Origin of the sequence: Mycobacterium paraffinicum, assembly GCF_001907675.1 — a bacterium.
Taxonomy (GTDB): Bacteria; Actinomycetota; Actinomycetes; order Mycobacteriales; family Mycobacteriaceae; genus Mycobacterium; species Mycobacterium paraffinicum_A.
Map to the genome: position 1 here is coordinate 17,578 of NZ_MPNT01000032.1, position 18,662 is coordinate 36,239.

Annotated in this window: 14 protein-coding genes, 1 pseudogene and 1 riboswitch; of the genes and pseudogenes, 5 read left to right on the plus strand and 10 right to left on the minus strand. The window is 66.5% G+C overall.

Annotation, left to right across the window (positions count from 1 at the left end):
* Positions 1 to 91: 91 nt before the first annotated feature.
* On the plus strand, positions 92 to 1,600 hold the full coding sequence (gene prpD, locus BRW65_RS24900; protein ID WP_073879193.1) for a 2-methylcitrate dehydratase PrpD: 1,509 nt from the start codon (positions 92 to 94) through the stop codon (positions 1,598 to 1,600).
* Between the two features lie 35 nt (positions 1,601 to 1,635).
* Here prpD and BRW65_RS24905 read toward each other — a convergent pair whose 3' ends face one another.
* Complete coding sequence (locus BRW65_RS24905) at positions 1,636 to 1,872, minus strand: hypothetical protein (protein ID WP_073879195.1); 237 nt, start codon at positions 1,870 to 1,872, stop codon at positions 1,636 to 1,638.
* 123 nt (positions 1,873 to 1,995) lie between these two features.
* On the opposite strand from BRW65_RS24905, the gene BRW65_RS24910 reads away from it, so the two are divergent.
* Positions 1,996 to 3,720, plus strand: coding sequence for a DUF3556 domain-containing protein (locus BRW65_RS24910; protein ID WP_073879197.1), 1,725 nt, complete (start codon positions 1,996 to 1,998; stop codon positions 3,718 to 3,720).
* Between the two features lie 69 nt (positions 3,721 to 3,789).
* Here BRW65_RS24910 and metE read toward each other — a convergent pair whose 3' ends face one another.
* From metE to BRW65_RS24930, 4 genes are all read right to left on the minus strand, one after another.
* Complete coding sequence (gene metE, locus BRW65_RS24915) at positions 3,790 to 6,060, minus strand: 5-methyltetrahydropteroyltriglutamate--homocysteine S-methyltransferase (protein WP_073879199.1); 2,271 nt, start codon at positions 6,058 to 6,060, stop codon at positions 3,790 to 3,792.
* A 141-nt stretch (positions 6,061 to 6,201) separates the two neighbouring features.
* Positions 6,202 to 6,451: riboswitch (cobalamin riboswitch) on the minus strand.
* A gap of 461 nt (positions 6,452 to 6,912) precedes the next feature.
* Positions 6,913 to 7,554, minus strand: a complete 642-nt coding sequence (locus BRW65_RS24920) for an SDR family oxidoreductase (protein WP_073879207.1) — start codon at positions 7,552 to 7,554, stop codon at positions 6,913 to 6,915.
* 57 nt (positions 7,555 to 7,611) lie between these two features.
* Positions 7,612 to 8,172 carry a TetR/AcrR family transcriptional regulator gene (locus BRW65_RS24925; protein WP_073879209.1) on the minus strand — a complete coding sequence of 187 codons (561 nt, stop codon included), beginning with the start codon at positions 8,170 to 8,172 and terminating at the stop codon, positions 7,612 to 7,614.
* 80 nt (positions 8,173 to 8,252) lie between these two features.
* Positions 8,253 to 9,302 carry an aldo/keto reductase gene (locus BRW65_RS24930; protein WP_073879212.1) on the minus strand — a complete coding sequence of 350 codons (1,050 nt, stop codon included), beginning with the start codon at positions 9,300 to 9,302 and terminating at the stop codon, positions 8,253 to 8,255.
* A gap of 216 nt (positions 9,303 to 9,518) precedes the next feature.
* Here BRW65_RS24930 and BRW65_RS24935 point away from each other — a divergent pair, with 216 nt between their 5' ends.
* The 3 genes from BRW65_RS24935 to BRW65_RS24945 all read left to right on the plus strand — a co-directional run bounded on the left by BRW65_RS24935 (position 9,519) and on the right by BRW65_RS24945 (position 13,639).
* On the plus strand, positions 9,519 to 10,502 hold the full coding sequence (locus BRW65_RS24935) for an AraC family transcriptional regulator (protein ID WP_167374090.1): 984 nt from the start codon (positions 9,519 to 9,521) through the stop codon (positions 10,500 to 10,502).
* 277 nt (positions 10,503 to 10,779) lie between these two features.
* Positions 10,780 to 12,408, plus strand: coding sequence for a GMC family oxidoreductase (locus tag BRW65_RS24940; RefSeq protein ID WP_084187980.1), 1,629 nt, complete (start codon positions 10,780 to 10,782; stop codon positions 12,406 to 12,408).
* 22 nt (positions 12,409 to 12,430) lie between these two features.
* Complete coding sequence (locus BRW65_RS24945) at positions 12,431 to 13,639, plus strand: cytochrome P450 (RefSeq protein ID WP_073879215.1); 1,209 nt, start codon at positions 12,431 to 12,433, stop codon at positions 13,637 to 13,639.
* A 171-nt stretch (positions 13,640 to 13,810) separates the two neighbouring features.
* Here the strand turns inward: BRW65_RS24945 and BRW65_RS24950 are convergent, their stop codons facing one another.
* The 5 genes and pseudogenes from BRW65_RS24950 to BRW65_RS24965 all read right to left on the minus strand — a co-directional run bounded on the left by BRW65_RS24950 (position 13,811) and on the right by BRW65_RS24965 (position 18,559).
* Positions 13,811 to 14,653 carry an SDR family oxidoreductase gene (locus BRW65_RS24950; RefSeq protein WP_073879270.1) on the minus strand — a complete coding sequence of 281 codons (843 nt, stop codon included), beginning with the start codon at positions 14,651 to 14,653 and terminating at the stop codon, positions 13,811 to 13,813.
* A gap of 77 nt (positions 14,654 to 14,730) precedes the next feature.
* Positions 14,731 to 16,011, minus strand: coding sequence for a TetR/AcrR family transcriptional regulator (locus BRW65_RS24955; protein ID WP_073879272.1), 1,281 nt, complete (start codon positions 16,009 to 16,011; stop codon positions 14,731 to 14,733).
* Positions 16,012 to 16,149: 138 nt separating this feature from the next.
* Positions 16,150 to 16,251, minus strand: a pseudogene (locus BRW65_RS32450) (nitroreductase family protein); the annotation flags it as partial.
* A 62-nt stretch (positions 16,252 to 16,313) separates the two neighbouring features.
* Entirely contained in the window at positions 16,314 to 17,417 is a 1,104-nt protein-coding gene (locus BRW65_RS24960) for an acyl-CoA dehydrogenase family protein (RefSeq protein ID WP_073879216.1), read from the minus strand.
* On the minus strand, positions 17,414 to 18,559 hold the full coding sequence (locus BRW65_RS24965) for an acyl-CoA dehydrogenase family protein (RefSeq protein WP_073879218.1): 1,146 nt from the start codon (positions 18,557 to 18,559) through the stop codon (positions 17,414 to 17,416). The genes BRW65_RS24960 and BRW65_RS24965 overlap by 4 nt, the downstream gene beginning before the upstream one ends.
* Positions 18,560 to 18,662 lie beyond the last annotated feature (103 nt).

Here is an 18,662-nt window from a genome sequence, read left to right on the forward strand (position 1 = left end):
GTCCCGCCCCAGCAGCAAACTACACCGCGGGCGGCGCCGATGGTGGTGGGTTAACTCAGATTTCTGCGCGCGTTGGTCATAGGGTGCGGGTGTGTTGACGCATACGGTTCGCGCGCGGCGCAGCTCCGAGGATTTTCCCCGCGCCGACCATTTGGCGGCCAAGATCGCCGAAGTCGCCGCAGACCCGGTTCCTGTCGAGCCGGAACCCGCCGAGATGGTGGCGAACCGGATCATCGACAACGCGGCCGTCAGCGCCGCCGCCGTGCTGCGGAGGCCCGTCACGGTGGCGCGGCAGCAGGCGCTGGCCCATCCGGCGCGGCGGGGGGCCTGGGTTTTCGGTGTCGGCGGGACGTATTCGGCGGAGTGGGCGGCCTGGGCCAACAGCGTCGCGGCGCGCGAACTCGACTTTCACGACACGTTTTTGGCCGCCGAATACTCCCACCCGGGCGACAACATTCCCCCGCTGGTCGCGGTGGCCCAGCAGCTGGAACTGGCGGGCGCCGACCTGATCCGTGGCGTGGTCACCGCATACGAGATCCAGATCGACCTGACCCGCGGAATCTGCTTGCACGAGCACAAGATTGACCACGTCGCGCATCTGGGCCCGTCCGTGGCCGCCGGTATCGGTGCCATGCTGCGGCTGGACACCGAGACGATCTACCAGGCGGTCGGGCAGGCGCTGCACCTGACCACCAGCACCCGCCAGTCGCGCAAGGGGCTGATCTCCAGCTGGAAGGCCTTCGCCCCCGCGCACGCGGGCAAGGTCGCCATCGAGGCGGTGGATCGCGCGATGCGCGGCGAGGGGTCACCCGCGCCCATCTGGGAAGGCGAGGACGGGGTGATCGCCTGGCTGCTGGGCGGCTCCGACCGCGAATATCGGGTGCCGCTGCCGGCTCCCGGCGAGCCCAAGCGCGCCATCCTGGACAGCTACACCAAGGAGCACTCGGCCGAATACCAGAGCCAGGCGCCGATCGACCTGGCGCGGCGGCTCCGCGAGCGGATCGACGACCTCGGCGAGATCGCGACCATCGTGCTGCACACCAGCCACCACACCCACGTCGTGATCGGGACGGGCTCGGGGGATCCGCAGAAGTTCGACCCGGACGCGTCGCGGGAAACGCTCGACCACTCGCTGCCCTACATCTTCGCCGTCGCGCTGCAGGACGGGAGTTGGCACCACGAGCGGTCCTACGCCGCCGAACGCGCCCACCGGCCCGACACCGTCGAACTGTGGCACAAGATTTCGACGCTCGAGGATCCGGAGTGGACCCGCCGCTATCACTCCGCGGATCCGGCGGAGAAGGCGTTCGGGGCGCGCGCCGAGGTCACGATGAAGAGCGGGGACGTGATCGTCGACGAGTTGGCCGTCGCGGATGCCCATCCGTTGGGCGCGCGGCCGTTCCGGCGCCCGCAGTACGTCCAGAAGTTCACCGAGCTAGCGGGCGCCGTCGTCGAACCGGCTGAGCGGGAGAGGTTTTTGGCCGCGGTGGGCGCGCTGGCCGACCTGCGGGCGGGCGACCTCGGCGCGCTGAATCTCAGGGTCGACCCCCGGGTGCTCGAGCGGGCGCCCGCGATCGCGCCGGGTCTCTTCGGTGAGTGAAATCCGCGGCGGATCTCCCGCCGTCGGCTCATGTCTCAAACGCGGGCGGCCGTGGCTTCGGCGGGTCCGCCGTACTGCCACACCAGGTCGTGCGCACCGGTCATCGTGGGGTTGCACCACATCGTCCGGCCGTTAACGTCCTGGGTGGTGGCGTCCAACACCGTGCAGGAATCACCGGGCCCAGGGGTGTCGGCGCGGGCGACGCCAACCGGTGAGACAGCGGCGAGCGTCGCCAGCGCCGCGGCCGATATGGCGAGTCGGAACATGCTCATGGTGGACGCCTCCTAAGGGCCGCGCCGATCCGGTTTCACGGTATCCGGCGGGCGAGGCGCGAGCAAAGAATTCTTGCGCGGCTCGCGTGCCGCGGAGCTAGAACACGTTCTAACCTGACCACCATGGGATTTCTCAAGCCTGAGCTGCCGCAGCTCGACATGGCCGAGTGGAACAAGGGCACCCGTAGCGAGAAGATCCGGCCGATGGCCAAGCACTGGGCCGAGGTGGGCTTCGGCACGCCGGTCGCGCTGCACCTGTTTTACGTGGCCAAAATCCTGCTCTACATCCTTGGCGCGTGGGTCTTCGCCTCGGCCACCAGGGGACTCGGCGGGTTCACCCACGTCGCGTCGTGGTGGTCGGAGCCGATCGTGTTCGAGAAGGTCGTGCTGTACACGATGCTGTTCGAGGTGATCGGGCTGGGTTGCGGCTTCGGCCCGCTGAACAACCGGTTCTTCCCGCCCATGGGCTCGATCCTGTACTGGATGCGGTTCGGCACTATCCGGCTACCACCCTGGCCGAACCGGGTCCCGCTTACCGAGGGCACCAAGCGCAAGCCGGTCGACGTCGCGCTGTACGCGCTGTTCCTGCTCGTGACGCTGAGCGCGCTGTTCGCCGACGGCACCGGCCCGATGCCCGAGCTCGGCACCACGGTCGGGCTGCTGCCAGCCTGGAAGATCGTGCTCATCCTGCTGCTGCTCGGCGTGCTCGGCTTGCGAGACAAGGTGATCTTCCTGGCCGCGCGCGGCGAGGTCTACGCGACGATGGCGGTGACGTTCCTCTTCGGCGGGGTGGACATGATCGTCGGGTCCAAGGTGGTGTTCCTGGTCATCTGGATGGGCGCCGCCACGTCGAAGCTCAACAAGCACTTCCCGTTCGTGATCTCCACGATGATGTCCAACAATCCGTTGGTGCGGCCCCGCTGGCTGAAGCGGCAATTCTTTGAGAAGTTCCCGGACGATCTGCGGCCCGGGCGGTTGTCGCGGTGGCTGGCGCACCTGAGCACTGCCATCGAGATGCTGGTGCCGCTGCCGTTGTTCTTCTGCCACAGCGGCTGGCCCATCACCGTCGCCGCCATCGTCATGGTCTGCTTCCACCTGGGGATCCTGGTGTCGATCCCGATGGGCGTGCCGCTGGAATGGAACGTCTTCATGATCTTCGGTGTGCTGTCGCTGTTCGTCGCGCACGCCCGCCTGGGCCTGCGCGACCTGAGGCACCCGGTGGTGGTGGCGATTCTGTTCGTCGTCCTCGCGGGAATCGTCTTGGTGGGCAACATGTTTCCCCGCAAGGTCTCGTTCCTGCCGGGGATGAGGTACTACGCCGGCAACTGGGACACCACGCTGTGGTGCATCAAGGGATCGGCGAGCGACAAGATCGCCAGGGGCATCGTGGCGATCGCCAGCATGCCGCAGGCCCAGCTGGAGCGGTTCTACGGCAGCCCGGAGGCCGCGCAGATCCCGCTCTACATGGGATATGCGTTCCGCGGGTTCAACACTCACGGCCGTGCGCTGTTCACCCTGGCGCATCGCGCGATGGCCGGCCAGAACGAGGACGACTATGTGCTGACTGACGGCGAACGCATATGCAGCACCGCGATCGGCTGGAACTTCGGCGACGGCCACATGCACAACGAGCAGCTGATCGCCGCGCTGCAGGAGCGTTGCCACTTCGAGCCGGGCGAGGTGCGGGTCGTGCTGCTCGACGCGCAGCCCATCCACAAGCAGACGCAGGCGTACCGGTTGGTGGACGCGGCGACCGGCGAATTCGAGCGCGGCTTCGTCCGGGTTGCGGACATGGTGACGCGGCAGCCGTGGGCCGACGACGTTCCCGTTGAGGTGGTGTCGGCCTGACCAGGTCCGCTCGCGAGACCACGCCAGCGTGACGCTCGGGACTGAGTGCCACGCTGGCGTGACACTCGGTTAGGCGCTGGCCCGGACCTCCCGCGCCGCTGCGACCATGTTCTTCAGCGAAGCGGTGACCTCGTCGGAGTTGCGCGTCTTGAGTCCGCAATCGGGGTTGACCCAGAGCCGTTCCGCGGGAACCGCTCTCAGTGCCGCGCGCAATGACTCCGCCATCTCGGCGGTGCTCGGCACCCTTGGGGAATGGATGTCGTAGACGCCCGGCCCGACGCTGTTGGAGAAGCCGATCGAGTTGAGGTCGTCCAGCACCTCCATGTGTGAGCGCGCCGCCTCGATGGACGTGACGTCGGCGTCCAGGTCGGCAATGGCCCCGATCACCTCACCGAACTCCGAATAGCACAGGTGGGTGTGGATCTGCGTGGAGTCGGCCACGCCCGAGGTGGCCAACCGGAAAGATCCCACGGCCCAACGCAAGTAGTCCTCCTGATCGGCGCGGCGCAGCGGCAGCAGCTCACGCAGCGCCGGTTCGTCGACCTGGATGACGGCGATGCCCGCGGATTGCAAGTCGACGGTCTCGTCGCGGATGGCCAGCGCCACCTGATTGGCGGTGTCGGCCAGCGGCTGATCGTCGCGGACGAACGACCAGGCGAGGATCGTGACCGGACCGGTCAGCATGCCCTTCACCGGCTTGTCGGTCAGCGACTGCGCGTAGGAGATCCATTCGACGGTCATCGGGTGGGTACGGATGACGTCGCCGTAGAGGATCGGCGGACGCACACAGCGGCTTCCGTACGACTGCACCCATCCGTTTTGTGTCGCGAAGAAGCCCTCCAACTGCTCGGCGAAGTACTGCACCATGTCGTTGCGCTCCGGCTCGCCGTGCACCAGCACGTCGAGACCCAGCTCCTCCTGCAGCTTGATGACGTCGGCGATCTCCTTGCGCATCCGCTTCTCGTACTCCGCCTGGTCGATCTCGCCGGCCCGCAGCGCCGCGCGCGCCCTGCGGATCGCGGAGGTCTGCGGGTAGGAGCCGATGGTCGTCGTTGGCAGCGGCGGCAGGTGCAGCCTGGCTTCCTGGCTGGCGCGGCGCTCCGCCGCATCCCCGCGGTGGGTGCCGGTGGCGACGACCGAGTCGATGCGGGCCCGCAGCTCGTCGTTGTGCAGCCGGGGATCGCTCTTGCGGGACGACACCGCCGCGTTGGACGCCGCGAACTCGTCCGCGACGGCCTCGCGCCCGTCGCGCAGGGCGCGCGCGAGCGTCACGACCTCGGCCACCTTCTCCTGCCCGAACGCCAGCCAGCTGCGCAGCGCGTCGTCCAGATCGGTCTCGGGTTCCAGTGAGTACGGCACGTGCATCGTGGAGCACGACGTTGAGACGGCAACCGCCCCAGCGGAACCCGACACGGTGGTCAGTTTGCCGAGCGCCGCCTCCAGGTCGGTGCGCCAGATGTTGCGCCCGTCGACGACGCCCGCCACCAGGGTCTTGCCGGACAGCTCCGGGATGCCCGCCACCGCCGCGTCGGCGCCGTAAACCAGGTCGACGCCGATCGCCTCGACCGGGGTGCGGGCCAGCCCGGCCAGCGAGGCGCCGGGGTCACCGAAGTAGGTGGCGACGTAGATGGCGGGGCGGTTGCTCACCTTGCCCAGCGCGTTGTAGGTGGCCTCGGCCAGCGCCGGGGCGTCGGGGGAGATGTCGGTCACCAGTGCCGGCTCGTCGAATTGCACCCACTGCGCCCCGTTGTCGGCGAGCAGCGAGAGCAGCTCGGAGTAAACCGGCACCAGCTCCTCGAGCCGCTCGATCGGTGCGCCGCCGCCGTTGACCGCCTTGCTCAACAGCAGGAAGGTGATCGGCCCGATCACGACCGGCCGCGCGGGAATACCTTGCCCAAGAGCCTCTTTTAACTCGGAAAGCACCTTGTCCGGGTTGAGCGCGAACGCGGTCGCGGACTCGATTTCGGGAACCAGGTAGTGGTAATTGGTGTCGAACCACTTGGTCATCTCCAGCGGTGCCACATCGGAGTTGCCGCGGGCGGCGGCGAAGTAGCGATCGAGGTCGTCCGACACCTGGGCGGCCCGCGGCGGCAGGGCGCCGAGCATCACCGCGGTGTCCAACATTTGGTCGTAATAGGAGAAGGTGTTCACCGGTACCGAGTCCAGGCCGGCGGCGGCGAGGCCGGCCCACATGTCGCGGCGCAACGTGGCGGCAACGGATTCCAGCTCGGAGCGGCTGGTGCCTCCGGCCCAGTAGCCTTCGGTGGCACGTTTGAGTTCGCGCTTCGGGCCGATGCGGGGGGAGCCGACGACCGTGGCGGTAAATGGTTGAGAGGTCATGATATTCGTCCTTCAATCGACGGGGTGGTCACCGCCATTGCGGACGCAGGCCGATCCGGCTGCGGTGCGCACCTTACGTACATAAACCGCAACCGACGCGGCCATCCGCCCATTCCACGAGGCGATGAGCCGCCGGGCGCGGCGCGCCCGACACAGCTGGCAGGTCTTCGGACTCGCAGGCGCGCACCGGCTGGTGCTCCTGACCGGCCGACCATGCGGCCCGTAAAGGGCCGCTGGCGAGCCGGGCAGTTCCTAGTGGCCATCGCTTCCCGGTCTTGCGACCAGTGCTTGGGTGACGGCGGTCGTTCCTGCATACCGCTGCGGGACAGTCCCGGGCTCTCACCGGGTTCCCTCTCGCGAGGCGTTACTAACCCGCCTCGCTCGATGCCGAAGCCGCGGGGTGCGGCGACGGCAGACCAGCTGCGTAGCGCAGTCTACGCCCGTCGCGCGGGTCAGCTCGCCAGCGCGTGGCCGGTTAGCTCGCCCGTCAAACACAGCGCGGAACCGTCCGCACTGGTACAAATGCTTCACCGCCAGAAAAGGAATCCCAACATGAAGACGAGGGTTTTGACATCCACGTTCGGCGCTGCGGTGGCGACCTTAGCCGCTGGGCTCATCTGGACCGCGCCATCGGCCTGGGCCGGCACGGATTTCTGCAATGCGCTCCCGCCCAAGGACGCTCACGACTGCAACTGCGGCTTCGACTTCGCCCCCGGTAGTCCGGAGCTTCAGCAGTGCCTGTCGGGAAAGGCGCCTGCGCCCGCTCCCGCGCAACCTTAAGCACCGGGCACCGACCGGCACCAAGCCCGGGTAGACCGGACAGTCAAGCGTTATTGCGCGTCTCCTCAGCGGTCAGCTCGCCAGCGCGTCGGCGATCGGGACGTCGCCGTTGTTGAAGTCGATGGTCCGGCGGATCGTGGCATCTTCCGCCAGTGCGGCGGCTATGACGAGTGCGACGTCCGCACGCGAGACTTCGCGCATTTCCCCGTCGATCTCGATTCGTCCGGTCGCAGGCTCGAAGGTGAGCCGGCCCGGTCCGAGCACGGTCCAGTCCAGGCCGCTGGCGCGCAGGTGGGCGTCCGCCGCGGCCTTGGACTCCGCGTAGGGGAAGAACGGATCGTCCGGCGGTACACCGTGATTCGGGCCAGCACCGAAGTACGACACCATCACGAACCGCTTGACGCCGGTCTGCGCGGCGGCGTCGATCACCCGAATGGCCGCATCACGGTCGACGGCGTACGTGCGCGCCGGGTTGCCGCCGCCGGCCCCGGCGGAGAAGACGACCGCGTCGTGGCCGGCCAGCCGAGTGGCCAGCGCACTCGTGTCCAGCCGCTCGATGTCGGCCACCGCGGGCGTGGCGCCGGTGGCGGCGACGTCGTCGGAGTGGTCGGGGTTGCGGAACACCGAACTCACCTCGTCGCCCCGTTCGCTCAGGATGCGGGCGAGCTGCAGCGCGACCTTGCCGTGGCCGCCGATGATGATGATTCGTGCCATGCCTTCGACGGTACCGACGTCAAAGCGGACCGTGATGAGGCGCCGCGCGTGGCCGCGTCAGCGACCCCGAAGTCCGTCGATCGCTAGTTCCATAATCCGCTTCGCTTGCCGCTTGCCCTCTGCGCCTTCTCCCACCCGCCAGAGGAAGCTCATGAGCAGCACCACGTCTGCGGGATCAAGGCCGGACCGAAGCGATCCCTCCGCCGCGCAGGCATCCAGCAACTCGCCGACTGCGGCGACCACGGGCGCATAGGTCTGACTGATGACCTCTTGGGCCGCGGCGCTGTCGAGGGCCTCCCCAAGGCCGTGTTTCAGGCGAATGTATTCGGCGAGCTTGAGGAACCATGCGCGCAGGGCATCTAGCGGCGGGTGGGCGCGCAGCAACCTGGGCACCGAACTCACCAGTCGCTCGACGTCGTGACGGTATACCGCAAGGATCAACGCTTCGCGCGTCGGGAAGTGGCGGTACAAGGTTCCCGCGCCGACACCCGCCCGTTTGGCGATCTCGTTCATGGATGTCGTTCCTGACTCTGCGAAGGCGTCGTGCGCGACCTCGAGGATCAGCTCCCGATTTCGCAATGCGTCGGAACGAATCCGGACGACTCCGTCGTGTGCCACAGACCGGCCTTTCCTGCCCGTCGCGAAACATTCTCAGTCGCGAGCATAAGCTCCGTTGCGGTCGAGGCGATTTGCCGCGCCTAGTGGGTGGGAGACAGTCGGGGTATCCGCGCCGCAACCGCCTGCAACTGGGCATCGTCGGAGATGCCTTGGAAGTCGTAGCGCGGAGTGTACGGCGCCTCCAGCATCTGCATTTCGTCCTGGGTGAGCCGGATAGTCAGCGAGGCAACGGCATCCTCGATCTGACCGACAGCGCTTGCCCCGACGATGGGTGCCGTCACTGCGGGTTTGGCACGCAACCACGCCAACGCCACCTGTGCGCGGCTGACGCCGTGCCGTTCGGCGACGACGCCGACGGCGTCGACGATGGCGGCATCGGACCGTGGGTCGGGAGTCGCGTAAAGCATATCGGCGAAGCCGTCGTTCGACGAGCGTGCGGTGGACTTCGCGTGCTGCGATGCTCGAGCAAGTCGTCCGCGCGCCAGCGGACTCCAGACAATCATGCCCACGCCTTCGTCGAGGCAGAGCGGAACCATCTCTCGTTCCTCTTCGCGGGCGAGCAGGTTGTAGTGATTCTGCATCGATACGAATCGGGCCCAGCTATTCGCGCGTTGCGTATGAAGAGCCTTCGAGAACTCCCACGCCGGCATCGACGAGGCGCCCAGATAGCGAACCTTGCCGACTTTCACCAGGTCGTGCAGGGCCTCGAGGGTCTCCTCCAGCGGCGTGGTGTGATCGTTGCGGTGGATCTGGTAGAGGTCGACGTAATCAGTGCCAAGCCGGCGCAGCGAATGATCGATCTCGCTCATGATCGCCTTACGGCTCAGCCCTTTTCCGTTCGGGCCCGAACGCATCGGGTGCCTCAACTTCGTGGCGATGACGATGTCGTCGCGGTCTGCGTAGTCGCGCAGTGCGCGCCCAAGGATCTCTTCACTTGACCCTTGCGAGTACATGTTCGCGGTGTCGAAGAAATTGATGCCAGCCTCGATTGCGTGCTTGATCAGGGCCCGCGACTCGTCCTCTGGCAACGACCACACCGGATGTCCCCTTTGGGGGTCGCCGTAAGTCATGGCTCCGATCGCGATGGGAGACACGTCAAGACCTGTGTTGCCTAGCTTGATGTATCGCACGAATCCCTCCTTCTCACGCCCGAACCGGAGAACTCTCCGCTACCGCGAGCAGACGTTACCGGAGAGCTCTCCACATAGCAAGGCGTCGCATCCCTGGATCCAGGCATAGCCGGTGGGTCCGCCGCCCCCGGACAGCGACGGAATGAACCGATGGCCCCGCTCGCCCGTACCTTGAAACGAATCAGCCTGTCGGCGGAGAGGGGAACGATGGGAAGCGTGACTTCTAGCGGCGACGGATCGACCACCTTTCGCACCCGCTCACCGGAGCACGCGATCCATCTGTGTGAATCGGCGTTCCATTCCCACAAACTTCGCCTGCTCGGTCCGTCGAAGGGCTTCGGCTTCACTCAACGACTCGTGCAGGTCGGGCCCATCACGCTGGCCGATCTCGCCTACGACACCGACGTGTCGCTCGGTTTCGCGGAGGGGCGCGACAGCTACTACGTACACATTCCCATTCAGGGTTGGCTGGAGTCGCAGCACCTCGGGCAGGAGCTGCTGTCGTCTCCGACGACAGCGTCGATATACCGGCCCGATGCGGACTTGGCGGTGACACGATGGCCCGGCGGCAGTCGTCACCTGGGGGTCAAGATCGATCGACTGGTCGTCGACAGTGCGCTCGAGACGCTCTTGGTGCGCCGGCTGGACGCGCCCGTCGCCTTCGAGCCGACGTTTCCGCTCGCCGATGAACCCACCCGGAGCTGGGTGAGTCAGCTTTTCTGGATCAACCGCGAACTGGCTCGCGTAGACAACCCGCTGCGGCACTGGGCCGTTCTAGACCGACTGGCGGAGAGCCTCGTCTATGGTCTGCTCTTGGTGGCGAACCATCCCCACCGCGAGGAGTTGGCATCCTCGGTACGGCCCGCCGGACCGGCACCTGTACGCGAAGCGATCGACATCATCGAGAGAGCGCCGCAGTCGGCGTTATCGACCGCGGCTCTGGCGCGGCAATGCAACGTCAGCGTGCGGGCATTGCAGGAAGGTTTCCGGCGACACCTCGGGATGTCGCCGATGGCTTACCTTCGTGCGGTCAGGCTCCGCCGTGCGCACGCCGATCTGCGTTCGGCGCATTCCTCGCAAACCACCGTCGCGGCCGTCGCCCAGCGTTGGGGGCTGAGCCACCTCGGCCGGTTCGCCGCGGCCTACCAGGCCACATTTGGCGAAACGCCCGTCCAGACACTTCGTGCTCGCGCCGACTGACGCGCTCTAGCCGTTAATCGGCTGTTCCGGCTTCGTCATTTGTCTGGCGCGCCGGTGTTTTGTAATCGCTTGTGTCCGTGCGCCCTCTCGCCGAGCGGGTTGGCCGCGTCCTCCTTGCTATCCAAAAAACGCGGAGCGGTGGCCGCTGGGCGCGCCCGTCCGCGTTGGGCATCGCCAGCGATCACGCCGACGGTGTAGCCATGAATCATGGCTCAAAGCGCGCGGTTTCGACGAACGCCGATGACCGGCCGTGCCGATTTGAGGAGACGAGGACGAGATGACATCGACATCTGATGAAAGAGGCTTTCTTGCAGCGGTATTCGCGGACCGCGTGCACCGCAATCAGAGGCGACTTGCTGGCCGGCTGAAGCGGCAATACGACTTCATCGTGTGCGGATCGGGCTCGTCCGGCTCGGTGGTGGCCCGCCGGCTGGCCGAAAACCCGGGCGCCAGCGTCCTGGTGCTCGAGGCCGGTGGCTGCGACGACGGGCCCGAAATCAGGAATCCAGAGATGTGGCTTGCGAATCTGGGAAGTGAGCGCGACTGGAACTTCACTGCCGAGCCGAACTGTCACTTGAACGGGCGAGCGATCCCGTACGCGATGGGCAAGGTCTTGGGAGGCGGTTCGAGCATCAATGTCATGGTGTGGGCACGGGGTCACAGAAACGATTGGAATTACTTCGCCTCCGAGGCCAAGGATCCGCAGTGGAGCTATGACTCGGTGCTGGCCATCTATCGGGAAATCGAGGATTGGCACGGTGCTCCCGATCCCGAGCACCGAGGCACGGGCGGGCCGGTGTATGTCGAATCGGCAACTGAGCCTAGTCCGATCGCGCATGCGGGACTGGCAGCGGCAAGTTCCCTGGGCATTCCGACCTTCCCAAGTCAGAACGGCGAGCTGATGGAGGGCGGGGGCGGCGCGTCGCTCGTGGATCTGCGTATCCGTAATGGATTGCGTCAGTCGGTCTTTCGCTCATACCTGTACCCGCTGATGGACAGGCCGAACTTGACCGTTCTGGCGGGCGCGTTGGTTACTCGGGTGACGCTTGACGGTGGGCGTGCCACCGGGGTGGAGTTCTTCCACGGCGGCAGGCTGCACCGCGTCGAGGCGAAATCCGAAGTGGTTCTTTCGCTCGGCGCGATCCACACGCCCAAGGTCCTGATGCAATCCGGTATCGGCGACCAGATTGAGTTGCAATCCCACGGTATTCGGGTCGTCCAGCATTTGCCCGGGGTCGGCCGAAATCTGCAGGATCACCCGGGCTTCTCGTGTGTCTGGGAGTACCGGGATCCGCTACCCTGGCGCAACAGCGGCGGGGAAATGACCGTCTTCGCCCGAAGCGACGCGAGTCTGCGCACGCCGGATCTACAGGCTTATCAACTCGAGTTTCCGTTCTGCAGTGACAAGAACGCCGAGCGATACGGCCTGCCCGAGTCAGGCTGGAGCATGTATGGCGCGGTGGTGCGACCGAAAAGCCGCGGACAGATTCGTCTGACCGGGCCGGACCCGAACGACCCGGTGCGGATCCACGCCAATCTCCTCTCACACCCCGACGACCTCAGCGCCGCGGTCGCGTGTCTCGAACTGTGTCGGGACCTTGGCAATTCGGGCCCTCTTCGTAGATTCAGCAAACGCGAGGTCATGCCGGGGAGCCTCAACAAAGCGGACCTCGTGCGCTTTATCCGCAACGAGGCCACGACTTATCACCACCAGACCTGCACAGCCAAGATGGGCCGGGACAGCATGTCAGTGGTCGATGGCTCCTTGAAAGTGTATGGCGTCGAAGGCCTTCGGATCGCCGATGGCTCCGTCATGCCGCGGGTCACCACCGGAAACACCATGGCTCCCTGCGTCATCATCGGCGAGCGCGCCGGGCAGATTTTGCGGCACGAGCACGGCCTGTGAGTCGATTGGAGGGATGTTAGGGATGACTTCGAAACTGATGGTGGACCTGACCGGCAGCTTCACCATGCACATGCACGAGGTACTCGGCGACGCGGCGCGGCGTGGGCCGCTGGCGACCGACAAGATCACCGGCGCGACCGTTGTGCTGCGGCAGCGCGACGTCGAAACGCTTGCCCGCGATGAGCGGCTGAAGGGAATCGGACTGGCGCTGTTCGATCTCATGGGGATCAGCGACGGCCCCTTGCGCGACTGGTACAGCGGGCTGATGGTCACCACCGAGGGCGACTATCATCGCCGCCTTCGATCGCTCGTCTCCCGCGCCTTCACGCCGCGCTCCGTCGAGGAACTGAGGCCGGCCGCCGCTGAGCTGGCCGCCGACGCCATCGCTTCGGCAACGAGGGACGGCGGAGATCTGGTGGCTTCCTGTGCCGGCCTGGCAACCCGGTTGATTTGCCGCCTCCTTGGAGTTCCGGACAGCGATGTCAGTGCATTCTCGCGATGGGCGGATGCGTTGAGCCCGGTGTTCTATGTGATGACTCCTGACCAGATCGCGGAGGCAACAAGAGCGATTGTCGAATTGCGTCGCTATGTTGCGGCGTTGGCGCAGCGTCGGACCGAAGACCCAGCCTCGGATCTAATCACCGGTTTGCTGACCGGGGAGGCCGAGGGGGAGAGGTTGACTCGTGACGAGGCCGTGGCGATGATCGCGAATCTTCTTGTCGCCGGCCATGACACGACGGGAAGTCAAATCCCATGCAGCCTGCTTGTCACGCTGCAGCACCGCGACCGGCTCAGTGGGGTAGCGGGGGATGATGCGCGGCTGGCTAGCGCGGTCGCCGAGACCATGCGCATCGAACCCAGCATCCCCCTGATTCCGCGCACCGCCACTGCGCCGATCGAGTTGCACGACACGACCATTCCGGCAGGATCGATCGTCTTGTTGTGCATCGCCTCGGCATGCCGGGACCGGTTGGCGTGGCCCGAGCCGGACCGGTTCCACCCCGCACGCTTCACACGCCCGGGGATGCCCCGGCTGATGAACTTCGGTGCCGGAGCGCACTACTGCCTGGGTACGGCACTCGCGAAGGTCGCGGTGGAGGAGTGCGTGCGGTCCGTCCTCCAAGCAGACCCCGGGCTGTCGCTAGTCGAGGACCCGGCCCACATCGCGTGGCGTCGCGTCCTCGGCCGCAGTCCGCAACGCTTGCTCGTCGAGCCAGACTCGGCTGTGTGAGCGCCCCTCGCCGCCACTCGATTGTGGCGACCCGCGTCGCCCGGCTAGGCCTTGGCGGCGACCCGCTTCGCCCGGCTAGGCCTTGGCGGCGACCCGCTTCGCCCGGCTACGCCGCGCTCGCGATCGCCGCGGCCGCGCTCGCGATCGCCGCGGCCGCGCTCGCGATCGCCACTAGAGCTTGACGCGCCCCATGATGATGTCGATGATCGGCTTGCCCGGCGGATAGGCGTTGGTGAGCGAGGCCATCGTGTGCCCGTAGTCCACCAGCAGGGTGATCCCGCTGATGCCGAACGCGGCGGCGCTGTTGAGGAACGCCATCACGTCGCCCATCTGCTCCGGGGTGTGCACCTTCGAACCGGTCTCCTCGCGGTAGTCCTGCGCGAAGGTGAGCCAGAGGTCGGCGTTGGCCTGGGCCAGCGGGGTGTCGGTCGGGCCGGGGCAGATCGCGTTGATCCGGATGCCCTTCTTCAGCAGCGGGTAGCCCTGGGTGGCGACGTAGGCGTTGACGACCTTTTTGGAGAAGCCGTAGTGGATGATGCCTTCGGCCTCGTGGGCTTTCACCCACTCCTGCGCCGAGGCGAAGTCCGGCGTGGCGAGGAACTCGGTCAGCACGTCCAGATCGTTCTCCCAGCCCATGCCCGCGACCGAGGAGATGAAGCAGATCGCCGAGCCCGAGGGCAGCTGGTTCTTCTCGATGAGCCGGTCGATGAGGTGGCGGTGGCCGATGAAGTTGATGGCCATCAGGTCGGTGGTCCCGTCGGCGATGCCGGCGGCCGAGAACAGTGCGTGGACGGGACCGTCCAGCTGCTCGAGCGCGGCGTCGATCGACGCGGGATCGCGCAGGTCCACCTGGATGGACTTGGCGACGTCGTAGTTCACCGGAGCGTAGTCCATCACGATCACTTCGGCGCCGAGCTCGGCCGCTGACTTGGCCGCGGCCGCACCCATGCCGGTGGCGCCGCCGACGACGAGAGCCCGCTTGCCGTCGTAGCGCAACCGATCGACGATTGTCATGGAAATCCCCTTCTCGTTCACTGCCAACGCGATTCTAATTGCCCAACTGTATGGGTAACAGTTTTTTGGTTCAATACCTACCCGGCGCGAACCGCGACGCCACGCAGAACCGTGTCGCGGACGTGCACCAGCGCGGCGTGCTTGCCGATATCGGCCAGGATGTTCTCCGGTATCCACTGCAGGCCGATGACGCAGCGTGCCAGCATCGCGGTGGACGCCGCGTCCACCCTGATCTCCCCCGATCGGACGCCTTCGGACAGAAGCGTTTTCATTTGCCGAAGTCGGGTTGCATATAGCCATCCCGGGTTGGGAGTGTCCGGCGGAGATTGACGCATCCAGGCGAGTTGGATGCGGAATTCGTCGGAGAACCGATCCAGGGCATTGACGTTGACCCAGCTCAGCGCGTCCAGCTTCTCGATGGGCGTGGACTCCGAGCGCAGCACGCTGACCCAGCCCGCCTCGACCTTCCGGCCGAACGATTCCATGATCGACGCGAGCAGCTCGTCCTTCGACCCGATCACCCGATAGACGGTTCCGGTGCCGAGCCCGGCCGCGGAGGCGATGTCCCTGACGGTGGTGGCCTCGTACCCCTTGCGGCCGAATTCCGCTCGCGCCACCGCTCGGACATGCGCCGCCTTATCGCTGGGGTCGGCCTCGCTGTCGTCCGACCAGGCGTCGATGACGTCCCTGGCGGCGGCGAAGGCGTTGGACCCATCCAGCGCCGAGTCGGTTGGGGGCCGGGTTGCCAACCCTTGCAACATGATTCGGCAAAGAAGCGCGGCCACCTGGTCGGCGGGGGACTTGTGCCGCATCACGTCGAGGCCGACCTGCAACATGGTTTGGCAGATGCGATCGGCCAACGTGGGCAGATCGATATCGGGTTTGATGTAGCCGCTCCACCTGCCGGCGCGCAGCGTCTGCAGCGTCGCCTCCTGAATCGCCACCGGCCGCTGCCGGGTCAGCTTCATCAACTCGGGGTCCGTGCTCGGCCCCTCGTAGAACGACATCTGCAGTGCGGCGCGATGTCGCACGGCGCAGTTGGCGATGGCCGAGCCCAGCTCGACGATCTGCTCGGGAACCGGGCGCGGGTCGGGTTTGTCCAACTTCGCTTGCGCGGCTTGCCCGATCCGGTCCAGATCCTCCTGATAGCGGTGGATCAACTCGATGAGGATCGCCTCTTTGGATTCGAAATGGTGATAGAGGCTGCCCGGAAGAATGCCCGCCGCGTCGGCGATCTCCTGCAGGGAGGTCCGCAATCCCGACTGCGCGATCAACGAGGCCGCGGTGGTCAGGATTTCGGTGCGGCGCGTGCCCAAATCGGCCGTGGCGCCGGCTCGCAATGATTCCGCCTTCGGCATGATCAGCGGTGCGCGCATCCGGACGACTGCGGACGGGCATCCATTCGCATTCGTCCCTCTCACTGAACCAAATCTTTGGTAAAGGCTATCAGACCCGGCGCAACAAATGCGCTGCATAACGGCGGTGCCGGATCCATTCTAAAGCGCCGGGCCGTCCCAACTGTCGCGAGCGACCACCTCGCTAACCGGCCGTCGACGGGCGGGCCGGAACGTGTGCGCAGCGCGCAGCCGGCCCACCGGCTGCGTCCACGTCGAGCGTCCTGCACGCCGAGCGGGTGGCGCTGAGCGGTACTCGATATTCATCACGGCCGACCCCTCTTCGCAAGGCGCGCACCCAGTTCGGTGAGGTATCGATCGGGCCCAGCCAGGAACGCGCTCCAGCTCAGCAGTCGCTTCAGGTAGAGGTGCGCGTCGTGCTCCCAGGTGTAGCCGATCCCGCCGAACACCTGGATGGCCGTGTCACCCACAGTGGCCAGTCGCCCAGCGAACGCCTTCGCACGCAGCGCGGCCAGGTGTCGCTCGTCAGGCTCGGCGTTGTCGGCGGCCCAGAGCGCGTGGATGACACCGCTGCGGGCCAGCTCGACGGTCTCGAACATGTCGACGCACAGATGCTGGACGGCCTGGAACGAACCGATCGGCTGGCCGAATTGCGTTCTGGTTTTGGCGTATTCGATGGCGCTATCCATAATGGCTCGCGCGGCGCCGAGTGCGTCGGCGGCGGTCGCGATCAGCACGTCGTCGACCACCGCCGCGATATCCTTCGGAGACGCCGCGGCCAGTCGTTGCGCGGGTGCTGCGTCGAACGTGACGCGGAATTGCTTGCGGGTCTGGTCGATACCACGCTCAGGCGCGACCGAAACACCCGGCGAGTCTGTCCGCACCGCGAAAAGCACTTGATCGCCGTCGTTCTCGGCGAGTGTCAACACCACGTCCGCGGCGGCGGCGTCCGGGACGGCGGCGAGCTCGCCCCGTACGACGGTGTCGCTGCCTTGCCGGCTCGCGGCAACCGAAGCGGTTTCGGCACCGAGGAAGCTGACGGTGGCGATCGTGGTGCCGTCGGCAATCCCGCTCAACAGCTCGGCCGCCGCGTCGGTACGACCGAGCCGAGTCAGCGTCCGGGCGGCGGCGACCGCGGTCGACAACCACGGCCCCGGATGCAGGGCGGCACCGAGCTCTTCGGCCACGATTCCGGCCTCGACGATCGTCATGCCCGCGCCGCCGTAGGCCTCTGGCACCAACAGGCCGGTGGTCCCGAGTGCGGCCAGGCCGCGCCACACGGGTTCGGTGATGCCGGCCGGGTCGTCGAGCAACGGGCGCACATGGTCAGGGATGGAGGCCTTTTCGGCGAGATAGCGTCGGGTGGTGTCGCGTAGTGCGACCTGCTCGTCGGTGAGTTCGAGGTTCATCTGCGTGGCAACCCGAGCACCCGCTGGGCGGTGATGTTCTTGTTGATCTGGCTGGTACCCCCCGCGATGGTCAGCGAGCGCGACGTCAGTCGGTAGTTTGCCCACGGCGCGCCGGCTTCGGTCGTGCCCAGCACGTCGAAGCCGAGCGCGGCCATGTCCTGGCCGATCTCACCCCACACGGTCTTGGCGAGGCTGGCCGATCCGAGGGCGTCACCGCCATGCAGCGTGGCCGAGATCGACCGCTGGCACAGGATTTCCAGATACTTGATGCGCAGCGCGATTTCGCCAAGGCGCCGCAGCGTCACGGAGTCTTCGAGCGCAGCGGTGTGCGCGGCGATGTCGTCGGTCAATTCTTCGAGCCGCACCTGCATTTCGGCGTAGAGCCGGGCGGCCCCGGCCCGCTCATGGCTGAGCGTGGTGGTGGCCACCTGCCAGCCCGCGTTCGGCGGACCGAGCAATGCGTCCGCCGGCACGCGCACGTCACGAAAGAAAACCTCGGCGAAATCGGCGTCGCCGTTGAGCGTCACTAGCGGACGTGCCTCGATGCCCGGCAATCTCATGTCGACGATCAGGCAGGAGATGCCCTTGTGCTTGGGCGCTTCGGGGTCGGTGCGCACGTAGAGCTGACACCAGTCCGCCCGATGCCCCAGCGACGTCCAGATCTTCTGGCCGTTGACGACGAAGTCGTCCCCGTCGCGCACCGCGCGGGTACGCAATGCGGCCAGATCGGACCCCGCCTCGGGTTCCGACATCCCCTGGCACCAGATGTCATCGGCGCGCATCATGCGGGGGAGCAGCGTGAGCTTCTGCGACTCGGTCCCGTATTGCATGATCGCCGGTGCGATGTTGTTCAGCCCAATGACGTTGAGCGGCATCGGGGCTCGGGCCCGCGTGGTTTCCTCGGTGTAGACGAGTTGCTCGAGAACCGTCGCTCCGCGGCCGCCGTACTCGCGAGGCCACGAAACCGCGGCCCAGCCCGCGTCGGACATCGTGGCGCTCCAGGCGCGCAGCATCTCGAAGGCGGCGTCATCGCGTCCGGCGGGCCGGCGGGCGGCCACCAGCTCGTCGGTCAGGTTCTTCGATAGCCAGTCGCGCAGCTCGACGCGGAACCGCTCAACTTCCGCCGGGTATGAAAAGTCCACTTTTCCTTGTTTCCCTGGTGAATTTGCGACCTAGCCGGACTTTACGGTTGAGCGGATAGCCGGTCAACAACGGCGGCGGCGCGCAGCGTCAGCCGAAGGTGCC